This is a genomic window from Priestia sp. 3CA3 (assembly GCF_056836725.1).
In genome coordinates, this window is sequence record NZ_JBXENJ010000001.1 from 731,658 (window position 1) to 751,263 (window position 19,606).

The 19,606-nt window shown below is 39.6% G+C and carries 19 protein-coding genes and 1 pseudogene; all 20 read left to right on the forward strand.

Going from position 1 to position 19,606, the window contains the following annotated elements:
• The first annotated feature begins 306 nt into the window (after positions 1-306).
• The 20 genes and pseudogenes from rimP to AC1VNJ_RS03860 all read left to right on the forward strand — a co-directional run bounded on the left by rimP (position 307) and on the right by AC1VNJ_RS03860 (position 19,547).
• On the forward strand, positions 307-777 hold the full coding sequence (gene rimP, locus AC1VNJ_RS03765; RefSeq protein ID WP_482640319.1) for a ribosome maturation factor RimP: 471 nt from the start codon (positions 307-309) through the stop codon (positions 775-777).
• A gap of 37 nt (positions 778-814) precedes the next feature.
• The gene (gene nusA, locus AC1VNJ_RS03770; protein ID WP_028411401.1) at positions 815-1,927 is read left to right on the forward strand and encodes a transcription termination factor NusA; all 1,113 of its coding nucleotides are present in this window, start codon (positions 815-817) and stop codon (positions 1,925-1,927) included.
• Between the two features lie 13 nt (positions 1,928-1,940).
• Entirely contained in the window at positions 1,941-2,222 is a 282-nt protein-coding gene (rnpM, locus tag AC1VNJ_RS03775; RefSeq protein ID WP_013058838.1) for an RNase P modulator RnpM, read from the forward strand.
• Positions 2,222-2,521, forward strand: a complete 300-nt coding sequence (locus tag AC1VNJ_RS03780) for a YlxQ family RNA-binding protein (protein WP_028411400.1) — start codon at positions 2,222-2,224, stop codon at positions 2,519-2,521. Before rnpM ends, AC1VNJ_RS03780 begins: the two co-directional genes overlap by 1 nt.
• 22 nt (positions 2,522-2,543) lie before the next feature.
• Positions 2,544-4,412, forward strand: a pseudogene (gene infB, locus AC1VNJ_RS03785) (translation initiation factor IF-2); the annotation flags it as partial.
• Positions 4,409-4,687 (forward strand): DUF503 domain-containing protein, encoded by a 279-nt coding sequence (locus tag AC1VNJ_RS03790; RefSeq protein WP_013058835.1) that lies wholly within the window; start codon positions 4,409-4,411, stop codon positions 4,685-4,687. The pseudogene infB and the gene AC1VNJ_RS03790, both read left to right, overlap by 4 nt.
• Before the next feature lie 14 nt (positions 4,688-4,701).
• The gene (gene rbfA / locus AC1VNJ_RS03795) at positions 4,702-5,067 is read left to right on the forward strand and encodes a 30S ribosome-binding factor RbfA (protein WP_013058834.1); all 366 of its coding nucleotides are present in this window, start codon (positions 4,702-4,704) and stop codon (positions 5,065-5,067) included.
• Positions 5,068-5,159: 92 nt separating this feature from the next.
• Positions 5,160-6,077 (forward strand): tRNA pseudouridine(55) synthase TruB, encoded by a 918-nt coding sequence (gene truB / locus AC1VNJ_RS03800; protein ID WP_182420401.1) that lies wholly within the window; start codon positions 5,160-5,162, stop codon positions 6,075-6,077.
• Positions 6,078-6,105: 28 nt separating this feature from the next.
• Positions 6,106-7,062 carry a bifunctional riboflavin kinase/FAD synthetase gene (ribF, locus tag AC1VNJ_RS03805; RefSeq protein ID WP_042991925.1) on the forward strand — a complete coding sequence of 319 codons (957 nt, stop codon included), beginning with the start codon at positions 6,106-6,108 and terminating at the stop codon, positions 7,060-7,062.
• Positions 7,063-7,211: 149 nt separating this feature from the next.
• Positions 7,212-7,481 carry a 30S ribosomal protein S15 gene (rpsO, locus tag AC1VNJ_RS03810; RefSeq protein WP_013058831.1) on the forward strand — a complete coding sequence of 90 codons (270 nt, stop codon included), beginning with the start codon at positions 7,212-7,214 and terminating at the stop codon, positions 7,479-7,481.
• Positions 7,482-7,649: 168 nt separating this feature from the next.
• Positions 7,650-9,776, forward strand: coding sequence for a polyribonucleotide nucleotidyltransferase (gene pnp, locus AC1VNJ_RS03815; protein WP_014458473.1), 2,127 nt, complete (start codon positions 7,650-7,652; stop codon positions 9,774-9,776).
• A gap of 142 nt (positions 9,777-9,918) precedes the next feature.
• On the forward strand, positions 9,919-10,899 hold the full coding sequence (locus AC1VNJ_RS03820; protein WP_033579798.1) for a polysaccharide deacetylase family protein: 981 nt from the start codon (positions 9,919-9,921) through the stop codon (positions 10,897-10,899).
• Positions 10,900-10,927: 28 nt separating this feature from the next.
• Positions 10,928-12,172: a M16 family metallopeptidase gene (locus tag AC1VNJ_RS03825; RefSeq protein ID WP_028411394.1), complete on the forward strand. Its 1,245-nt coding sequence runs from the start codon at positions 10,928-10,930 to the stop codon at positions 12,170-12,172.
• A 98-nt stretch (positions 12,173-12,270) separates the two neighbouring features.
• Positions 12,271-12,537, forward strand: a complete 267-nt coding sequence (locus AC1VNJ_RS03830; protein ID WP_013058827.1) for a YlmC/YmxH family sporulation protein — start codon at positions 12,271-12,273, stop codon at positions 12,535-12,537.
• A 188-nt stretch (positions 12,538-12,725) separates the two neighbouring features.
• Positions 12,726-13,625: a dipicolinic acid synthetase subunit A gene (gene dpaA, locus AC1VNJ_RS03835; protein WP_013058826.1), complete on the forward strand. Its 900-nt coding sequence runs from the start codon at positions 12,726-12,728 to the stop codon at positions 13,623-13,625.
• Positions 13,625-14,230, forward strand: coding sequence for a dipicolinate synthase subunit B (locus AC1VNJ_RS03840; protein ID WP_013058825.1), 606 nt, complete (start codon positions 13,625-13,627; stop codon positions 14,228-14,230). The genes dpaA and AC1VNJ_RS03840 overlap by 1 nt, the downstream gene beginning before the upstream one ends.
• A gap of 191 nt (positions 14,231-14,421) precedes the next feature.
• A complete protein-coding gene (gene asd, locus AC1VNJ_RS03845; protein WP_013058824.1) occupies positions 14,422-15,465 on the forward strand; it encodes an aspartate-semialdehyde dehydrogenase in 1,044 nt (347 codons plus the stop codon).
• Positions 15,466-15,504: 39 nt separating this feature from the next.
• Positions 15,505-16,737 carry an aspartate kinase gene (gene dapG, locus AC1VNJ_RS03850; RefSeq protein WP_028411393.1) on the forward strand — a complete coding sequence of 411 codons (1,233 nt, stop codon included), beginning with the start codon at positions 15,505-15,507 and terminating at the stop codon, positions 16,735-16,737.
• A 75-nt stretch (positions 16,738-16,812) separates the two neighbouring features.
• Complete coding sequence (dapA, locus tag AC1VNJ_RS03855) at positions 16,813-17,685, forward strand: 4-hydroxy-tetrahydrodipicolinate synthase (RefSeq protein WP_482640320.1); 873 nt, start codon at positions 16,813-16,815, stop codon at positions 17,683-17,685.
• Positions 17,686-17,879: 194 nt separating this feature from the next.
• Entirely contained in the window at positions 17,880-19,547 is a 1,668-nt protein-coding gene (locus AC1VNJ_RS03860) for a ribonuclease J (RefSeq protein ID WP_482640321.1), read from the forward strand.
• Positions 19,548-19,606 lie beyond the last annotated feature (59 nt).

Consider the following 19,606-nt stretch of genomic DNA (forward strand, 5'->3'; position numbering starts at 1 on the left):
CGAGAAAGAGTGGGGAAACCCGCTCTTTCTTATTGATATGAACTTACTGTCATAGTAAGTAGTATGGAGAACGAATCGGCTTCTAGCATGATTCGTTTTTTCTGTAGATTTTCAATCACCATGATTGATTTATTATGTGACGTTTAAAATCCTGCAACACAAATGACAACATTTCCACTCTAGTAGGTTAGACCTCTTATAGAGTGCAAAATAAAAATAGCAAATAAACCACTCTTTTTTGATATAAGAGACATAAAAAACGCGTAACCTAAACATACCATGCAATGTCTCGAAGGGAGGATTAGAATGAGTAAAAATGTAAAACAAACAGTGGAAGAAATGGTTTCCCCTATCTTAGAGGAAATGAATTTAGAGCTTGTTGAAATTGAATACGTAAAAGAAGGAAAAGATTGGTTTTTACGTGTGTTTATCGACTCTGATACCGGCGTGGATATCGAAGACTGCGGAGCAGTAAGTGAAAAATTGAGTGAGAAAATGGATGCAGTAGATCCAATCCCTCATAACTATTTTTTAGAAGTATCATCGCCTGGTGCGGAACGCCCATTAAAAAAAGTTAAAGATTTTGAACGTGCAATTGGTAAGCATGTATACATAAAAACATATGAACCAATTGAAGGTGCAAAAGAATTTGAAGGCGAATTACAATCATTTGACGGAGAAACTGTCACATTATCTATTCGTATCAAAACACGCACAAAAACGGTGATTTTACCATATGACAAAGTCGCTTTTGCTCGATTAGCGATTGTATTTTAATGTGTAGGGGCCAATATTAAAGGGGGATTATCCAACGATGAGCAGTGAGTTATTTGATGCCTTAGTCATTCTTGAAAAAGAGAAAGGCATTAGCAAAGATGTAATTATTGAAGCAATTGAAGCAGCGCTAATTTCTGCTTACAAACGCAACTTTAACCAAGCGCAAAACGTACGCGTTGATTTAAATTTAGAAAGAGGTTCAATGCGCGTGTTTGCTCGCAAAGATGTGGTTGATGAAGTATATGATCCACGTCTAGAAATTTCGGTTGAAGAAGCACAAACAATCAACCCTAACTTCCAGCTAGACGATGTGGTTGAAATCGAAGTAACGCCAAAAGACTTTGGACGCATCGCGGCTCAAACAGCAAAACAAGTTGTTACACAGCGTGTTCGTGAGGCGGAGCGCGGCGTTATCTACTCAGAGTTCAGCGATCGTGAAGAAGATATTATGACAGGTATTGTTCAGCGTCAAGATTCTCGCTTCATTTACGTGAGCCTTGGCAAAATTGAAGCATTGCTTCCTCAAAGCGAGCAAATGCCAAATGAGCAGTATAAACCTCATGATCGTATTAAAGTGTATATTACGAAAGTAGAAAAAACAACAAAAGGACCACAAATCTATGTTTCACGTACGCATCCAGGTCTTTTAAAACGTCTTTTCGAAAAAGAAGTTCCGGAAATCTATGACGGTACAGTTGAATTAAAATCAGTAGCTCGCGAAGCTGGAGACCGTTCAAAAATCTCTGTTCATTCTGAGTATGCTGAAGTAGATCCAGTCGGCTCTTGTGTTGGGCCAAAAGGTCAGCGCGTACAGGCTGTTGTGAATGAACTAAAAGGTGAAAAAATTGACATCGTTCGCTGGTCAAATGACCCAGTTGAATTTGTTGCCAATGCCCTAAGTCCATCTAAGGTAGTAGATGTGATTGTAGATGAAAATGAAAAAGCAACAACTGTTATCGTTCCTGACTATCAGCTGTCACTTGCAATTGGTAAGCGTGGACAAAATGCACGTCTAGCCGCTAAGCTGACAGGCTGGAAAATTGATATTAAAAGTCAATCAGAAGCTGAGCAAGAAGGTATGGTTGTAAAAAGTAGCGATGATATGCTAGTAAGTCAACATGCATTTGATTCAGATGAAGATATGGAATAAGAGGTGAGCCAAGGTGAACAATCGTAAAAAAGTCCCGATGCGAAAATGTGTGGCCACTGGAGAAATGAAGCCTAAAAAAGAGCTAGTACGCGTTGTACGTTCAAAAGAAGGCGACGTTTCAGTTGATGTAACGGGTAAAAAGTCCGGGCGCGGAGCTTATGTAAGCAAGGATAAAGAAGCAATTTTATTGGCAAAAAAGAAAAATGTGCTTTCGACACATTTAGGCGCGTCAATAGATGAAGCGGTTTATGAAGAGTTGCTAGCGCTTGTAGAAAAGGAGAAACAGTCACGCTAATGAATGAACAGTGGATCTCTTTTTTAGGGCTTGCAAACCGTGCACGCAAATTGATTTCTGGAGAAGAACTTGTGGTTAGAGAAGTTCGGAAACAAAAAGCAAAGTTAGTACTTTTAGCAAGCGATGCGTCTGAAAACACAAAGAAAAAAGTAACGGATAAATGTTCTTACTACAACGTTTCGGTTAGAATGGTTCCCGATCGCTACACGCTAGGTCAAGCGATTGGTAAAGATGCTCGAGTTGTGGTAGCCGTTATGGACGAGGGATTTGCTAAAAAGCTAGCAACGATGCTCGGTTAATTTTATGGGGGTGAAAGTATTGAATAAAAATACAAAATCAACAGCTAACAAAGGAAACAATAAAGGTAACAAAAAGCCACAGGCACAAAAGTCACAGGCACCAAAAGGTAGACCAGCTCCAGCAGCTGCAAAAGAGTTACCGGAAAAAGTAACGTTTGTCGGAAGCTTAACGGTTTCTGAGTTAGCAAAAGAATTAGGCAAAGAGCCTTCTGAAATTATTAAAAAATTATTTATGCTTGGTGTAATGGCAACAATTAACCAAGAGTTAGATAAAGATTCTATCGAACTAATTGCCGGAGAATACGGTGTAGAAGTTGAAGAAGAAGTAGTAGTAGATGACACTGCTTTTGAATCATTAGAAATTATTGACGACGAAAAAGACCTTCAAGTGCGTCCTCCAGTTGTTACAATCATGGGTCACGTTGACCACGGTAAAACGACGCTTCTTGACTCTATCCGTAACACAAAAGTAACGGCTGCAGAAGCAGGCGGTATCACGCAGCATATCGGTGCTTATCAAGTTGTGGTTGATGAAAAGAAAATTACATTCCTTGATACACCAGGGCATGCTGCATTTACAACAATGCGTGCTCGCGGTGCGCAAGTAACGGATATTACAATCCTTGTTGTTGCAGCAGACGATGGTGTAATGCCTCAAACAATTGAAGCGATTAACCATGCAAAAGCGGCAGAAGTGCCAATTATTGTTGCGGTTAACAAAATGGATAAAGAAGCAGCAAATCCAGATCGCGTTATGCAAGAACTAATGGAGCACGGCCTTGTAGCTGAAGAGTGGGGCGGAGAAACAATCTTCTGTAAGCTTTCAGCCATTTCAGGTGAAGGGATCGATCAATTACTTGAAATGATTTTACTTGTAAGTGAAGTAGAAGAGTTAAAAGCAAATCCTAACCGTCGTGCAGCAGGTACAGTTGTAGAAGCACAGCTAGATAAAGGCCGTGGGTCTGTAGCAACGCTTCTTGTTCAAACTGGTACACTACGCGTAGGTGATCCAATCGTAGTCGGAAATACGTTTGGCCGCGTTCGCGCAATGGTAAATGATATCGGCCGCCGTGTGAAGGAAGTAGGACCATCTACTCCGGTTGAGATTACTGGCTTAAACGAAGTTCCATTAGCTGGAGATCGTTTCTTAGTATTTGAAGATGAGAAAACAGCTCGTCAAATCGGAGAAGCTCGTGCTCAAAAGCAGCTTGAACAACAGCGCGGTGAAAAATCTCGCGTAAGCTTAGATGATTTATTTGAAAAAATTAAACAAGGTGAAATGAAAGACTTAAACCTTATCGTAAAAGCAGACGTACAAGGTTCTGTAGAAGCATTGGCTGCTGCTCTTCAAAAGATTGATGTAGAGGGTGTAAATGTTCGTATTATCCATACGGGTGTAGGTGCGATTACAGAATCTGATATCATTCTTGCAACTGCTTCTAACGCAATCGTTATCGGCTTTAACGTGCGTCCAGATGCTGGAGCAAAACGTACAGCTGACGTAGAAAACGTAGATATTCGTCTTCACCGCATTATTTATAAAGTAATTGAAGAAATTGAATCTGCGATGAAAGGAATGCTTGATCCTGAGTTTGCTGAAAAAATCATCGGTCAAGTGGAAGTACGTCAAACATTCAAAGTATCAAAAGTTGGTACAATCGCAGGAAGTTACGTAACAGACGGTAAAATTACGCGTAATAGTGGAATTCGTTTAATCCGTGACGGAATTGTTATCTTTGAAGGTGAAGTAGATGTGCTAAAACGCTTTAAAGACGATGCAAAAGAAGTTGCTCAAGGATATGAGTGTGGTATTACAATTAAAAACTTCAATGATATTAAAGAAGGAGATATTATTGAAGCATATGTAATGGAGCAAATTGATCCTAAATGATTGGACTAGTGGAGTGTGAATGCTTAATTTACGATGCTGCTTCTCTTAAAGAAAAACGTGCCGTGCTTCAGCGCATCTTGATGCGCTTGAAGCAGCGGTTTAACGTATCAGTTTCAGAAACTGATTTTCAAGATGTGTGGCAACGAACAAAAATTAGCATTGTCGCAGTCTCATCTAGCCGTGTCACAACGGAACAAGAACTGCAAAAAGCGCTAAGCTTGATTGATTCTTTTCCAGAGATTGAACGTACCATTACAACTTTTGATTGGTTATAAAAGGGGTGACACAGATGAACATAAGAGCAACTAGAGTCGGAGAACAAATGAAAAAAGAGATGGGCGAGATTTTAAATCGTAAAATCAAGGATCCGCGCATCGGTTTTGTGACTGTAACAGATGTTCAAGTATCAGGCGATTTACAGCAAGCGAAAGTTTATATCTCTGTTTTAGGAGATGCTGAACAGCGTGAGAATACGTTAAAAGGCCTTGCGAAAGCAAAAGGATTTATCCGCTCAGAAATCGGTCAGCGCATTCGCTTACGTAAAACACCTGAAATTACGTTTGAGTTTGATGAATCAATTGATTATGGTAATCGAATTGAATCATTGCTTCATGAAATTAAAAAAGAAAGCGATGACCATCAAGAGAACGAATAAGATCAGTGAATGTAGAAACAAAAAAGGGTGTCTCAAAAGTGGTTTTTGCTTCTGAGACACCCTTTTTTAAATGAAAAGGAGATGAAGAATGAGTGGACGGTGTTTTAGTTTTACATAAACCAGCTGGCCTGACTTCGCACGACTGTGTGTTTAAAGTCCGAAAGCTGCTTCGCACTAAAAAAGTAGGGCATACAGGCACATTAGACCCAGACGTTACAGGGGTATTACCTATTTGTATCGGTAGAGCTACCAAAATTGTAGAGTATCTAACAGGAGCTACTAAAACCTATGAAGGAGAAGTGACACTCGGATTTTCTACAACAACAGAAGATTCTTCGGGAGAGGTTGTAGAAGAAAAGAAAGTAGCAGATTCTTTTTCGCGTGCTCAAATCGAAGAAGTGCTGTCTTCGATGACGGGAGAACTTCAGCAAGTGCCTCCAATGTACTCCGCGGTAAAAGTCAAAGGTAAAAAGCTATATGAATATGCAAGGCAAGGAATCGAAGTAGAGCGCCCTGTGAGAACCATTCATATTTACAACTTTGAACTGCTGGATAATCGCGCTACATTTGAGGGAGAACAAATTTCCTTCAAATTCCGCGTAACGTGCAGCAAAGGTACATATGTGCGAACGCTTGCTGTGATGATTGGAGAAGCTCTGGGCTATCCGTCTCATATGTCTTATTTGCAGCGAACGGGTTCCGGGCAGTTTTCACTGGAAGATTGTATGACATTTGAAGATATTGAACGAGCGGTCGAAGAAGAAACGATCAATGAGAAACTGCATTCCATCGAAGAAGCTCTTAATCATTTGCCGAAACTTCAAATTAGTGATACATTAGCAGAGAAAGTGAAAAACGGCGCGGTATTGCCGTGTACGGAAGATGAAGAGTTAAAAAAAGAAACATTCTTTTTAATGATAAATTCTGCAGGCAAGTGCTTAGCGATTTATGCTCAGCACCCAACAAAAAAACATTTAATGAAGCCGGTTAAAGTGTTGGCAATCGACTAGACCGGTTAGGGAAAAGGTGAACTGTGTTTTGGAAACGATTGAAATTCGACATCCACACCACTTTCAACGAGAAGCTGTTCAACAATCAGTGTTAGCGCTTGGTTATTTTGATGGTGTGCATTTAGGGCATCAGCAAGTGATAAATTCAGCGAAACAGTTAGCGGATGAAAAAGGCATAGCTAGTGCTGTTATGACGTTTACTCCTCACCCTTCTGTGGTGCTCGGGCGCAATGTACAGCACATTGATATGATCACACCACTTGAAGAAAAAAAGAAACTCATTGAGGAAATGGGAATTGACTTTTTATATATCGTTCATTTTGATAAACAGTTTGCAGCACTATTGCCTCAAGAGTTTGTTGATCAGTATATTATTGGCCTGAATGTGCAGCATGTGGTAGCTGGATTTGACTATACGTATGGAAAGTTAGGTAAAGGAACAATGGAAATACTACCATTTCATTCTCGATCAAAATTCACGCAAACAACAATTGATAAGTTAACAAATGGCGAAGAAAAAATTAGTTCAACGCTTATTCGCGAAAGTTTAGCAAATGGAGATATGCATCGAGTAAAAGAGCTGCTCGGCCGCTATTATGAAGTGTCAGGTACAGTAACTCATGGAGAAAAGCGAGGCAGGCAAATAGGTTTTCCTACTGCTAACATCGCTTTAGACGACGAGTATTTACTTCCGCGCATCGGCGTGTATGCTGTTGAGCTTCAGCTCCACGGCAAGTGGTATGCAGGAGTATGCAACGTGGGCTATAAGCCGACTTTTCACGATAATTTAGAAAAGCCAACAATCGAAGTCCACTTATTGTCATTTGACGAGCAAATCTACGATCAGCACGTAACGGTGAAATGGCACCGAATGATTCGGTCAGAAAAAAAGTTCAGCGGCATCGAAGAGCTTGTTGGTCAGATCTCAAAGGATAAGGAAGAAGCCCTTTCCTATTTTGAAGGAATTCAAAAGCATAAGAAATAAAAAAATATATATAAATAGTTGCTACGACTTGCTTTTTGCTTCAATAAGTAGTAACATAACACTTGTATGTAAAACAACCATTGCTTGGCATTACGATTCACCAACGTTTTGCTCGGTAACTGGGGTTTAATAATAAGGAGGTGAATAGGATGGCTATCACACAAGAGCGTAAAAATGAAATCATTAGTGAGTACAAAACTCATGCGAACGACACTGGTTCTCCAGAAGTTCAAATCGCTGTCCTAACAGAGCAAATTAACAATCTAAACGGTCACTTACGTACTCATAAAAAGGATCACCATTCACGTCGTGGTCTTTTAAAAATGGTAGGTCGACGTCGTAACTTACTTAACTACCTACGTAACAAAGACGTTACTCGTTATCGTGAGTTAATCAACAAACTTGGTTTACGTCGATAATAAGAAGAAAGCGGGAGCATTCCCGCTTTTTTAGTATGTACATTTAAGAAACATTAAAGATGCTACATAATGTGAAAAAAGCTATTGTTTTTGGATATTTCGTTTATAATAAAACTATCACATTTGATTACATACATATTTTATATGTAGAGAGGGGTACTCGTCGATATGGAACAAGAAAAACGAGTGTTCTCCGTAGATCTAGCTGGACGAAAGCTAGAAGTTGAAGTTGGCCAGTTGGCAAAACAAGCAAATGGCGCAGCATTAATCCGCTATGGAGACACAGTTGTATTAAGTACAGCAACGGCTTCAAAAGAGCCTAAAAATGTAGATTTCTTCCCGTTAACAGTAAACTATGAAGAGCGTTTATATGCAGTCGGTAAAATCCCAGGTGGATTCATTAAGCGTGAAGGCAGACCAAGTGAAAAGGCAATCTTGGCCAGCCGTTTAATCGACCGTCCGATTCGTCCTTTATTTGCAGATGGTTTCCGAAACGAAGTTCAAGTTGTCAGCGTTGTAATGAGCGTAGATCAAAACTGTTCTTCAGAAATCGCGGCAATGTTCGGTTCTTCATTAGCATTATCAGTATCTGATATTCCATTTGAAGGTCCTATTGCAGGCGTAATCGTAGGCCGTGTAGACAATGAATTTGTGGTAAACCCAACGGTAGATGAGCTTGAAAAAAGCGATATTCATCTGACGGTTGCTGGTACAAAAGACGCGATCAACATGGTTGAAGCAGGCGCTGATGAAGTACCGGAAGAAGTAATGTTAGAAGCAATTATGTTTGGACACGAGCAAATTAAAAAATTAATTGCGTTCCAAGAAGAAATTGTAGCAGCAGTAGGCAAAGAGAAAGTAGAAGTTGAGCTTTATACTGTTGATGCGGACCTTGAGCGTCAAGTTCGCGAAATTGCAGAAGGTGACATGAACCGTGCTGTTCAAGTTCAAGAAAAGCATGCGCGCGAAAATGCCATTAAAGAAGTAAAAAGCGCAGTAGCTGCAAAATTTGAAGAGCAAGATGTAGAAGAAGAAGTACTAAATCAAGTGAATGAAATTTTGTCGAAGCTTGTTAAAAGTGAAGTGCGTCGCTTGATCACAGAAGAAAAAGTGCGTCCTGATGGCCGTAGTATTGACGAAATTCGTCCACTTTCTTCTGAAACAAACTTGCTTCCTCGTACACACGGATCTGGACTATTTACGCGTGGACAAACTCAAGCGCTTAGCATTTGTACATTAGGTGCACTTGGCGATGTGCAAATTTTAGATGGTTTAAGTGTAGAAGAATCTAAACGCTTCATGCATCACTATAACTTCCCTTCATTTAGTGTTGGTGAAACTAGACCGATGCGCGGACCGGGTCGTCGTGAAATTGGACATGGTGCGCTAGGTGAACGTGCACTTGAGCCTGTTATTCCAAATGAAAAAGATTTCCCTTATACAATTCGTCTTGTATCTGAAGTATTAGAGTCAAACGGTTCTACTTCACAAGCAAGTATTTGTGCAAGCACGCTTGCAATGATGGATGCTGGGGTTCCAATTAAAGCACCTGTAGCAGGGATTGCAATGGGTCTGATCAAATCAGGTGAACACTACTCGATTCTAACGGACATTCAAGGAATGGAAGATCACCTAGGAGACATGGACTTTAAAGTAGCAGGTACGGAAAATGGCGTAACTGCGCTTCAAATGGATATTAAAATTGACGGGTTATCTCGTGAAATTTTAGACGAAGCCCTTCAACAAGCAAAAAAAGGCCGTATGCAAATCTTAAATCATATGATGTCAACGATTGCTACGCCTCGTCAAGAGCTTTCTCAATATGCGCCTAAGATCCTTACAATGGCGATTAACCCTGATAAAATTCGTGATGTTATTGGACCAAGCGGCAAGCAAATCAATAAAATCATCGAAGAAACAGGCGTTAAAATTGATATCGAACAAGATGGTACAATCTTCATTTCTTCTATTGATCAGCCGATGAATGAAAAAGCGAAGAAAATTATTGAAGATCTTGTACGCGAAGTTGAAGTCGGCCAAATGTACTTAGGAAAAGTAAAACGAATTGAAAAATTCGGTGCATTTGTAGAAATCTTCAGCGGAAAAGATGGGCTTGTTCATATTTCAGAGCTTGCAGAAGAGCGTATTGGAAAAGTAGAAGACGTTGTAGCGATTGGTGACGAGCTTTTAGTTAAAGTCATGGAAATTGATAAACAAGGTCGCGTTAACTTATCTCGTAAAGCAATTTTAAAAGAACAAAAAGAAAAAGAAGAAAAAGCAAAAGAAACAAAATAATCTTCTTTTACTACTATATAGATATTGTGAAATCGTCCATACATGAAGAAAATCCATGTGTAGGGCGATTTTATCGTTTGTAGATGTTTGTTCTACCTTGTCCTCTTTATACATATTTTAAATGGTAAAGGGGGAAGGATAAGTGAAGAGAACCATTGTGCAATTTACAGCATTTCTATTTTTACTGGCAATTACATATAAATCTATTTATAATCCTTTTGCTGAAGCATATATAGAAGCACTTAAATCCGATGTACAACTTGTATCAGCTCAGCATGATGCGTTATATCAAAAGATTGAAGAAAAAGCAAAAGATTATGAAAAGCCAGCGGCGAATGCACGAATCGATCCCGTTTGGAAACGGGTTCCTGGCTATAACGGCATAAAAGTTGATCTTGCTGCTTCTTATAAAAATATGAAACCTGCGGGTAAATTTGATGAAAAAAAATTAGTGTACAAACAGGTTAGACCAAAGGTTCACTTGAAGGATTTACCACAGGAACCTATCTACCGTGGACACGATGAAAAGCCTATGGTATCGTTTACAGTGAACGTAGCATGGGGGAACGAGTATTTGCCTAAAATGTTAGAAGTGCTGAAAAAGCACCATGCTAAAGCAACCTTCTTTTTAGAAGGAAAATGGGTTAAAAATAATCCAGATATGGCAAAAATGATTGTAGACGCAGGGCATGAAGTGGGAAACCACTCTTATTCTCATCCTGATATGGCCACTTTATCGGCTAGTCAAATCAATCAGCAGCTTAAAAAAACGAATGATATTATTACATCTACTACGGGACAAAAAGTAAAATGGTTTGCTCCGCCGAGCGGCAGTTTTCGCCCCGAAGTAGTAACGCTTGCTTCTCAGTTAAAAATGAGTACAATCATGTGGACAGTTGATACAATCGATTGGCAAAAGCCGAGTTCAGAAGTGTTAATTAATCGAGTAATGAAAAAGATTCATCCAGGGGCTATTGTACTGATGCACCCGACTGAATCAACGGCTGAATCGCTTGACCAATTGTTAACCGATATTGAACGCAAAGGCCTGAAAGTTAGCGATGTGTCAACGATGCTAGATGAAGAACGAATGATGAAACTACCTTCTTCTACTAAGAAGTAAGTGAGATAAGCAAAAGGGAGGCACTAGCTTGATAAAACGATATACGTGCAAAAATGGTGTAAGAATTGTATTGGAAAATATCCCAACTGTTCGATCTGTGGCCATTGGGGTATGGATCGGAACGGGTTCTCGAAGTGAACACCCTGAAATTAATGGTGTATCACATTTTCTTGAACATATGTTTTTTAAAGGAACAAAAACAAGATCTGCTCGTGAAATTGCAGAAAGCTTCGACCGCATTGGGGGACAAGTAAATGCATTCACTTCTAAAGAATACACGTGCTACTATGCAAAAGTATTAGACGAACACGCAGATCAAGCGCTAGATGTGCTGGCGGATATGTTCTTTAATTCTTCATTTGATGAAGAGGAATTAGCTCGTGAAAAAAATGTTGTATATGAAGAAATTAAAATGTATGAAGATACACCTGACGATATTGTACACGATCTATTAGGAAAAGCCGTATATGGCAATCATCCATTAGGGTATCCAATTTTAGGAACGGAAGATACGTTAAAAACATTTAACGGTGATTCGCTTCGTCAATATATGGAGCAAATGTATATTCCTGAAAACATCGTTATTTCAGTAGCTGGAAACATTGATGAGAGTTTTATACAACAGGTGGAAAACTATTTTGGTACATATACGTCAAGTCATTCCGCTCATCAATATGTTCAGCCTGAGTTCCATACAAATCATATTGCGCGCAAAAAAGAGACAGAACAAGCTCATCTTTGCCTTGGCTTTAAAGGTTTGCCAATCGGCGGAGAAGATGTATATAGCTTAATTGTATTAAACAACGTGCTTGGCGGAAGCATGAGCAGTCGTTTGTTCCAAGAAGTCCGTGAACAGCGCGGCTTGGCTTACTCTGTTTTCTCTTATCATTCTTCTTATCGAGACAGTGGTCTTGTAACGATTTATGGGGGAACTGGAAGCCATCAGCTCGACGTATTATATGATACGGTTCAAGAAACGCTTTATGATTTGAAAGACAAAGGTATTACAGATAAAGAACTTGCTAACAGCAAAGAGCAGCTGAAAGGAAACTTAATGCTGAGTCTTGAAAGTACAAATAGCCGTATGAGCAGAAACGGAAAAAATGAGTTAATGCTGGGCTATCACCGTTCATTAGATGAGATTTTAGACCTTGTTAATGCCGTGACTAAAGATAGTGTAAATGGTCTTGCACGAGATATTTTCAAAGACGAATTTGCGCTTTCATTAATAAGCCCGAGTGGAGATTTACCTAAGGGTTTTAAAGGAAATTAAACCATAAAAGTAAGGTTGGCTAAAATAATTGAGCCAGCCTTATTTTTATGTCATTTTTTGTATGGTTGTTCAATAAATTAGATGAAAGGAGGGATTTCATGAGATTAAGTGAGCTGAGTGGAAAAGAAATTGTAGATGTTAAGCGAGCAGAGCGTTTGGGTATTTTAGGGCAAACAGATCTTGAAATTAATGAACATACGGGACAAATTAATGCGCTTATTATTCCATCTGTGAAGTGGTTTGGATTTCGAAAACAAGGAGATGAAGTGCGAGTGCCGTGGGGGAATATCGAAAAAATTGGTACGGATATGGTGATTGTAAATGTTCATCAGCTAGAAGACATAAATAATGAGTCAACAAAATAACAAACGAGATGCTTCCTGCATCTCGTTTCTTTTATTTTCAGGGATAAAGATTCACCGATTCCTGTGTGTTTACATAGTATGTTGAAGAAAAGCAATAGGCATTCTAGGGCGTAATGATAGCACTTTACATCTCGATGGTTTAAGCGAAGGATACATCTATTTAATGTTAAAGAAGGTGAAAATGAAACATGTTAACGGATTTGCACATAGCTGTAATTGGCGGTGATGCTAGGCAGCTTGAAGTCATTCGAAAATTAATTCAATTAGATGCAAAAACCTCTCTTATTGGTTTTGATCAGCTAGATCATGGTTTTACAGGTGCGACGAAATATCAGATAGAGGAGCTGGATTTTTCAGATGTTGACGCCATCATCCTTCCAGTGCCTGGAACAAATCACGAAGGGCAAGTAGATACTATTTTTTCAAATGAAAAAGTAGTATTGACTGAAGAAATACTTAAAAAAACGCCTGAGCACTGCATTATTTATTCTGGTATTAGCAATGGGTATTTAAACGAATTAGTCAAAACGACAAACCGTAAACTCGTTCAGCTATTTGAGCGTGATGATGTAGCAATTTATAACTCTATTCCTACTGTTGAAGGTACCATCATGCTTGTTATTCAACATACGGATTTTACCATTCACGGTTCAAATATTTCTGTCCTAGGTTTAGGAAGAGTAGGAATGAGCGTGGCGAGGTCCTTTGCTGCACTTGGTGCCAATGTAAAAGTAGGAGCTAGAAAATCTGAACATTTAGCACGTATTGCTGAAATGGGTTTGCAGCCTTTCTATCTTTCTGAACTCGATAAAGAAATTGCTGATAGTGATATATGTATTAACACCATTCCATACCCCATCTTAACGGCTAAGACATTATCTAATGTCCCGACCCACGCGCTCATTATTGATTTAGCTTCAAAGCCTGGAGGAACCGATTTCCGCTATGCAGAAAAACGAGGAATTAAAGCTATTTTAGCACCTGGTCTTCCAGGGATTGTGGCTCCAAAAACAGCAGGTCAGATTGTCGCTAATGTATTAGTGAATTTATTAAAAGACGCTGCGGATGCGAGAGAGGAGAAAAAATAATGTCATTAAAAGGTAAAAGAATAGGATTCGGCTTGACCGGATCTCACTGTACGTATGATGCGGTTATGCCGGAAATTGAAAAGCTTGTTAATTTGGGAGCAGAAGTGTTACCGGTTGTTTCTTACACTGTACAATCCACAAATACTCGTTTTGGAGATGGAGAAGACTGGGTGAAGAAAATTGAGGAATTAACAGGTCACGCCGTCATCAATACAATTGTAAAAGCAGAGCCTCTAGGACCAAAGATTCCGCTTGATTGTATGGTAGTTGCCCCAATCACTGGGAATACGATGAGTAAGTTTGCGAATGCAATGACTGAATCTCCGGTACTCATGGCAGCTAAAGCAACGCTTCGTAATAATAAGCCAGTGGTACTGGGAATTTCGACTAATGACGCACTAGGGCTAAATGGTGTAAACTTAATGAGGCTAATGGCGACTAAAAATATTTATTTTATTCCATTTGGTCAAGATGACCCGGTGCTTAAACCAAATTCAATGGTAGCGCGTATGACGATGTTATCAGACACGGTGTACGCAGCGCTTGAAGATAAACAGATTCAGCCTGTTATTGTCGAAAGGTTCCGCGACGGTCAAGAGTCATAGGACATATATGCCTCTTGCTGTTGTATGAATCTGTTCAATACTGCGGCTGTAAGAGAACTCTCAATCTCAAAGAAGAGAAGATTTTAAAAATCTTCTCTTCTTTGACGCAATGAAGCATAATAATATGTTAAAATAGTCAGTATATGCAGATAAATGTTGAGTAGTTGAAAATTGTTGGAGGCGGTATTAAAATGACAAGAGAATTACATGTAGCAGTAGTAGGAGCAACAGGTGCAGTAGGACAACAAATGATTAAAACCCTACAGGAGCGTAATTTTCCAGTTGGTAAATTAACGTTATTATCTTCAGCTCGTTCAGCTGGTAAAAAAGTGTTGTTTAACGGAGAAGAAGTTGTTGTGCAAGAAGCAACTCCTGATAGCTTTGAAGGCGTAGACATTGCTTTATTCAGTGCAGGCGGCAGCATTTCAAAAGCACTTGCACCAGAGGCAGTAAAACGCGGAGCAATCGTTGTAGACAACACAAGCGCTTATCGAATGGATGAAAATGTCCCGTTAGTTGTGCCGGAAGTGAACGAAGATGCATTACACGCACATAACGGAATCATTGCTAATCCAAACTGCTCTACAATTCAAATGGTAGCAGCATTACAGCCATTACGCGAAACATACGGCTTATCTAAAGTGCTAGTATCAACGTATCAAGCCGTTTCTGGAGCAGGCGCTGCTGCAATTAATGAATTAAAAGAACAAGCTAAAGCTATTTTAGAAGAAAAAGAGTTTACACCGGAAATTTTACCGGTTGGTGGAGATAAAAAACATTATCAAATTGCTTTTAATGCCATTCCGCAAATTGATAAATTTCAAGATAACGGTTTTACATTTGAAGAAATGAAAATGATTAATGAAACGAAAAAAATTATGAGCATGCCTGAATTGCCAGTAGCTGCTACTTGTGTTCGTCTACCGGTTGTAACAGGTCATTCAGAGTCAGTGTACATTGAAATTGAAAAAGACGGTGTAACGGTAGCTGATGTGAAAAATTTATTGGCTGATGCACCTGGTATCGTATTGCAAGATGATCCAGAAAATCAAGTATATCCAATGCCAGCAGACTGTGTAGGTAAACGAGATGTGTTTGTCGGCCGTATTCGTAAAGATTTAGATCGCGATAACGGTTTCCATATGTGGATCGTTTCTGATAACTTGTTAAAAGGTGCAGCTTGGAATTCTGTACAAATTGCAGAATCACTTATTAAGCTTAGCTTAGTAAAATAAGCGCAACCAGAGTGTCTCGGAACATGATGAGGTGTAAGTATGAAAATAATCGTCCAAAAATTTGGAGGAACTTCCGTTCGTAACGAAGAAGGAAGAGCAAGAGCAATCTATCATTTAAATAATGCATTAAGTGAGGGTTACAAAGTAGTCGTTGTTGTATCGGCAATGGGACGAAAAGGTGAACCGTATGCAACGGATACATTGCTTTCACTTGTTGATGGAAATAAAGCGTCTCTTAACAAACGTGAGCTTGATATGCTTATGGCATGCGGAGAATTAATTTCATCGGTTGTATTTACAAATTTATTAAACGAAAATGGGATTAAAGCTACAGCATTAAACGGTGCACAGGCAGGGTTTGTGACGAATGATGATTTTACCAATGCCAAGATACTAGAAATGAAATGCGACCGTTTGTTAAAAGAATTAGAAGAATATGATGTCGTTGTCGTAACAGGCTTTCAAGGGGCAACTGCTGAAGGTGATACAACAACGCTTGGACGCGGAGGCAGCGATACATCTGCTTCAGCGTTAGGTGCAGCCCTTATGGCTGATTACATTGACATTTTCACGGATGTAGAAGGTGTGATGACAGCGGACCCGCGTATTGTAGAAGATGCAAGACCGCTATCCGTTGTCACATATAACGAAATATGCAACATGGCTTATCAAGGTGCAAAAGTAGTTCACCCACGTGCCGTAGAGATCGCCATGCAAGCAAAAGTACCGATGCGCGTCCGTTCCACGTATGCTGATTCAGAAGGTACGCTCGTTACATCTCAAGGTGAAGCACAGCAGCGTGGAAGCGATGTGCAAGAACGCCTTGTAACAGGAATCGCCCACGTATCTAACGTGACTCAAATTAAAGTTTTTAGTAAAGAAGGCCATTATGATACGCAAGCAGAGGTATTCAAAGCAATGGCACAAGAAAAAATCAGCGTAGATTTTATCAATATTTCACCGAAGGGTGTTGTATATACCGTAACAGATGAAGCAACTGACAAAGCAATTGATGTGCTTCATGCGCTAGGGTATGAGCCGGCTGTTATTCGCAACTGTGCCAAAGTATCAACGGTTGGAGCAGGAATTGCAGGGGTGCCTGGTGTTACATCTAAAATTGTTACAGCTCTTTCTAGCGAAGGTATTCAGATTTTACAATCTGCTGACAGCCATACGACGATTTGGGTGCTTGTAAAAGAAGAGGATTTAAAGAAAGCCGTTAATGCTCTTCATGGTGCCTTTGACTTGTCAAAAGCACCGCAAAAAAGATAAACTACATGTTCCGTTAGCTATAAGCTAACGGTTCATTACATGAATAGGGATAATGCAATTTCAAGGAGTGAAAACATGATTGATTTTGGGAAAGTCGCAACAGCGATGGTAACGCCTTTTGATCATAAAGGAAATATTGATTTTGAAAAAACAACGCAGCTTATTAACTATTTAATCAGCAACGGTTCAGATGCGTTGGTTATTGCAGGAACAACTGGTGAATCTCCTACGCTTTCAACAGAAGAAAAGCTGGCGCTGTTCCGCCACTCAGTAAAGGTAGTAGATGGCCGTGTACCTGTTGTTGCAGGTACAGGAAGCAATAATACGTATGCATCAATTGAATTAACGAAAAAGGCAGAAGAAATCGGCGTAGATGCGATTATGATTGTAGCACCTTATTATAACAAGCCGAATCAGGAAGGCTTATATCAGCACTTTAAAACAATTGCTGAAAGTACAGAGCTGCCTGTCATGTTATACAATATTCCAGGGCGATCCGTGATCAATATGTCTGTGGATACAATTGTACGCCTAGCTGAACTGCCAAATGTTGTAGCGTTAAAAGATGCAAGCGGCGACCTTGACGCAATGACAGCTATTATCGCACAAACAAGCGATGGTTTTGCTTTATACAGCGGTGATGATGGCTTAACACTGCCGGTATTAGCAATTGGAGGAACTGGGATTATTTCTGTTGCCTCTCACGTTATTGGAAATGAAATGCAAGAGATGGTTAAGTTGTATGAGTCAGGAAATCCGAAAGAAGCAGCAAAAATTCATCAGCGTATTGTACCTGTGATGAAATCTCTTTTTGCGGCTCCAAGTCCAACGCCTGTTAAAACAGCTTTACAGCTAAAAGGGTTAGACGTAGGATCGGTACGATTGCCTTTAGTTCCGTTAACGGAAGAAGAACGCCAAACGTTAGTCAGCACATTAAATACGCTATAAGCTATAAGTATGTTTTTTAAACGTCTCTTCATTGACCGTATATACGAGTTGATGAAGAGACGTTTTTTTCTTATAAGATAATAGAAGAGCACATGACGGAAATAGACGAATGAAATTTCTTGTATTCCAATTCTTACTTCAGTTATAATGTAAGCAAATGAAATTGTACGGGTGAAAGTAAGTAGGAGGAACTTATGGTACTAGAAAAGACAGAAAATATTAAAATTTCAGCCTTGGGTGGAGTCGGAGAACTTGGAAAAAACATGTATGTGGTGGAAATCAATGAAAACATATATGTGTTAGATGCAGGGTCAAAGTTTCCGGGAGGGGAAATGTTAGGAATTGATATTGTCATTCCTGACATTACATATTTAGTAGAAAATCAGCAGAACGTAAAAGGCATTTTTGTTACTCATGGACATGAAGAGCAAATTGGGGCTATTCCCTTTATACTTCAAAAATTGGACGTGCCGGTATATGGTACAGAATTAACGCTAGCACTTATCAAAGAAAAGTTAAAAGAGTATGGAATTAAAAAATATGAGGCTTTACATCCTATCACTTCGTCAACGGTTTTATCGTTTGAAGGAGTGGATATTTCATTTTTTAGAACGCAGCACAGTATACAAGATTCAGTCGGCATTTGTTTACAAACCAATCAAGGTGCGATTGTATATACAGGTGATTTTAAATTTGATCAAAACTCAGTCAGCATTCAAAGCGCTGATATTGGAAAAATGGCTGCCATTGGGGAAAAAGGCGTCCTGTGTTTGCTTTCAGACAGTACAAATGCGGATAAGCCAGGCTATACAGTTTCCGAGGCCGTCATCGGACAAAATATTACCGACGCTTTTTATAAAAGCAAAGGTCGAATCATTGTTGCTGCATACAGTTCCAATCTGCACCGTATTCAGCAAGTTATTCATGCCGCATATCAGCATGGCCGTAACCTGATCGTTATGGAAAAGAGTATGCTGAAAATCATTGATATTGCAGCAAAACTTGGACATTTGCAGCTGCCTGAGGATTTAATTGTTCCTGTGCAAAAGCTAAAGGATCTTTCAGAACATGAAACGGTTATTTTAACAACAGGTCATCACGGAGAGCCGATTTCAGGTCTTACTCGAATGGCTAAACAGTCCCATAAATTTATTCAAATCAAACAAGATGACACGGTCCTGCTGGCTGCTACACCCGTGGCGGGGCACGAAACGACCTTTTCAAAAACAATTGACGTCATCTTTCGTTTAGGAGCAAGCGTAGTGTTTGCTCAGAAGAAAGTGCAGGCTTCCGGACACGGCAGTCAAGAAGAATTAAAATTTATGATTAACTTAACAAAGCCGAAATATGTCATGCCTGTGAATGGAGAGTATCGAAAACAAAAAGCTTATGCAAAGCTAGCCGGTCAATTAGGAATATCAGAAGATCATATTTGTTTGCTTGAAAAAGGTGAGCGAGTTGAGTTTAAAGATGCTCGCATATACCCTAGCGGTTCTATTCAAGCGGGAAATACGCTCATTGATGGACTAGGCGTCGGCGATATTGGGAATATCGTTCTGAGGGATCGCAGGCTGCTGTCACAGGACGGAATCTTAACGGTAGTAGTTACGATTAATAAACGTCAAAAAACAGTAGTAGCGGGGCCAGAAATCATCTCCCGCGGATTCGTCTATGTAAGAGAATCAGAAAAGCTTTTAGAAGAAGCAACGAAGATTGTTCAGCAAATTTTAGAAAAGTGTATGGAAGACAAAGTGATCGAGTGGTCTTCATTAAAATTAAAAATGAGAGAAAGTTTAAATCAATTTTTATATGAAAAAACCCGTCGTAAACCGATGATTTTACCGATTATCATGGAAATCTAATGTGAAGCCTTCCCGCTGGGAAGGCTTTTTATTTGCAGCTGATGCGGATGTAATAACTA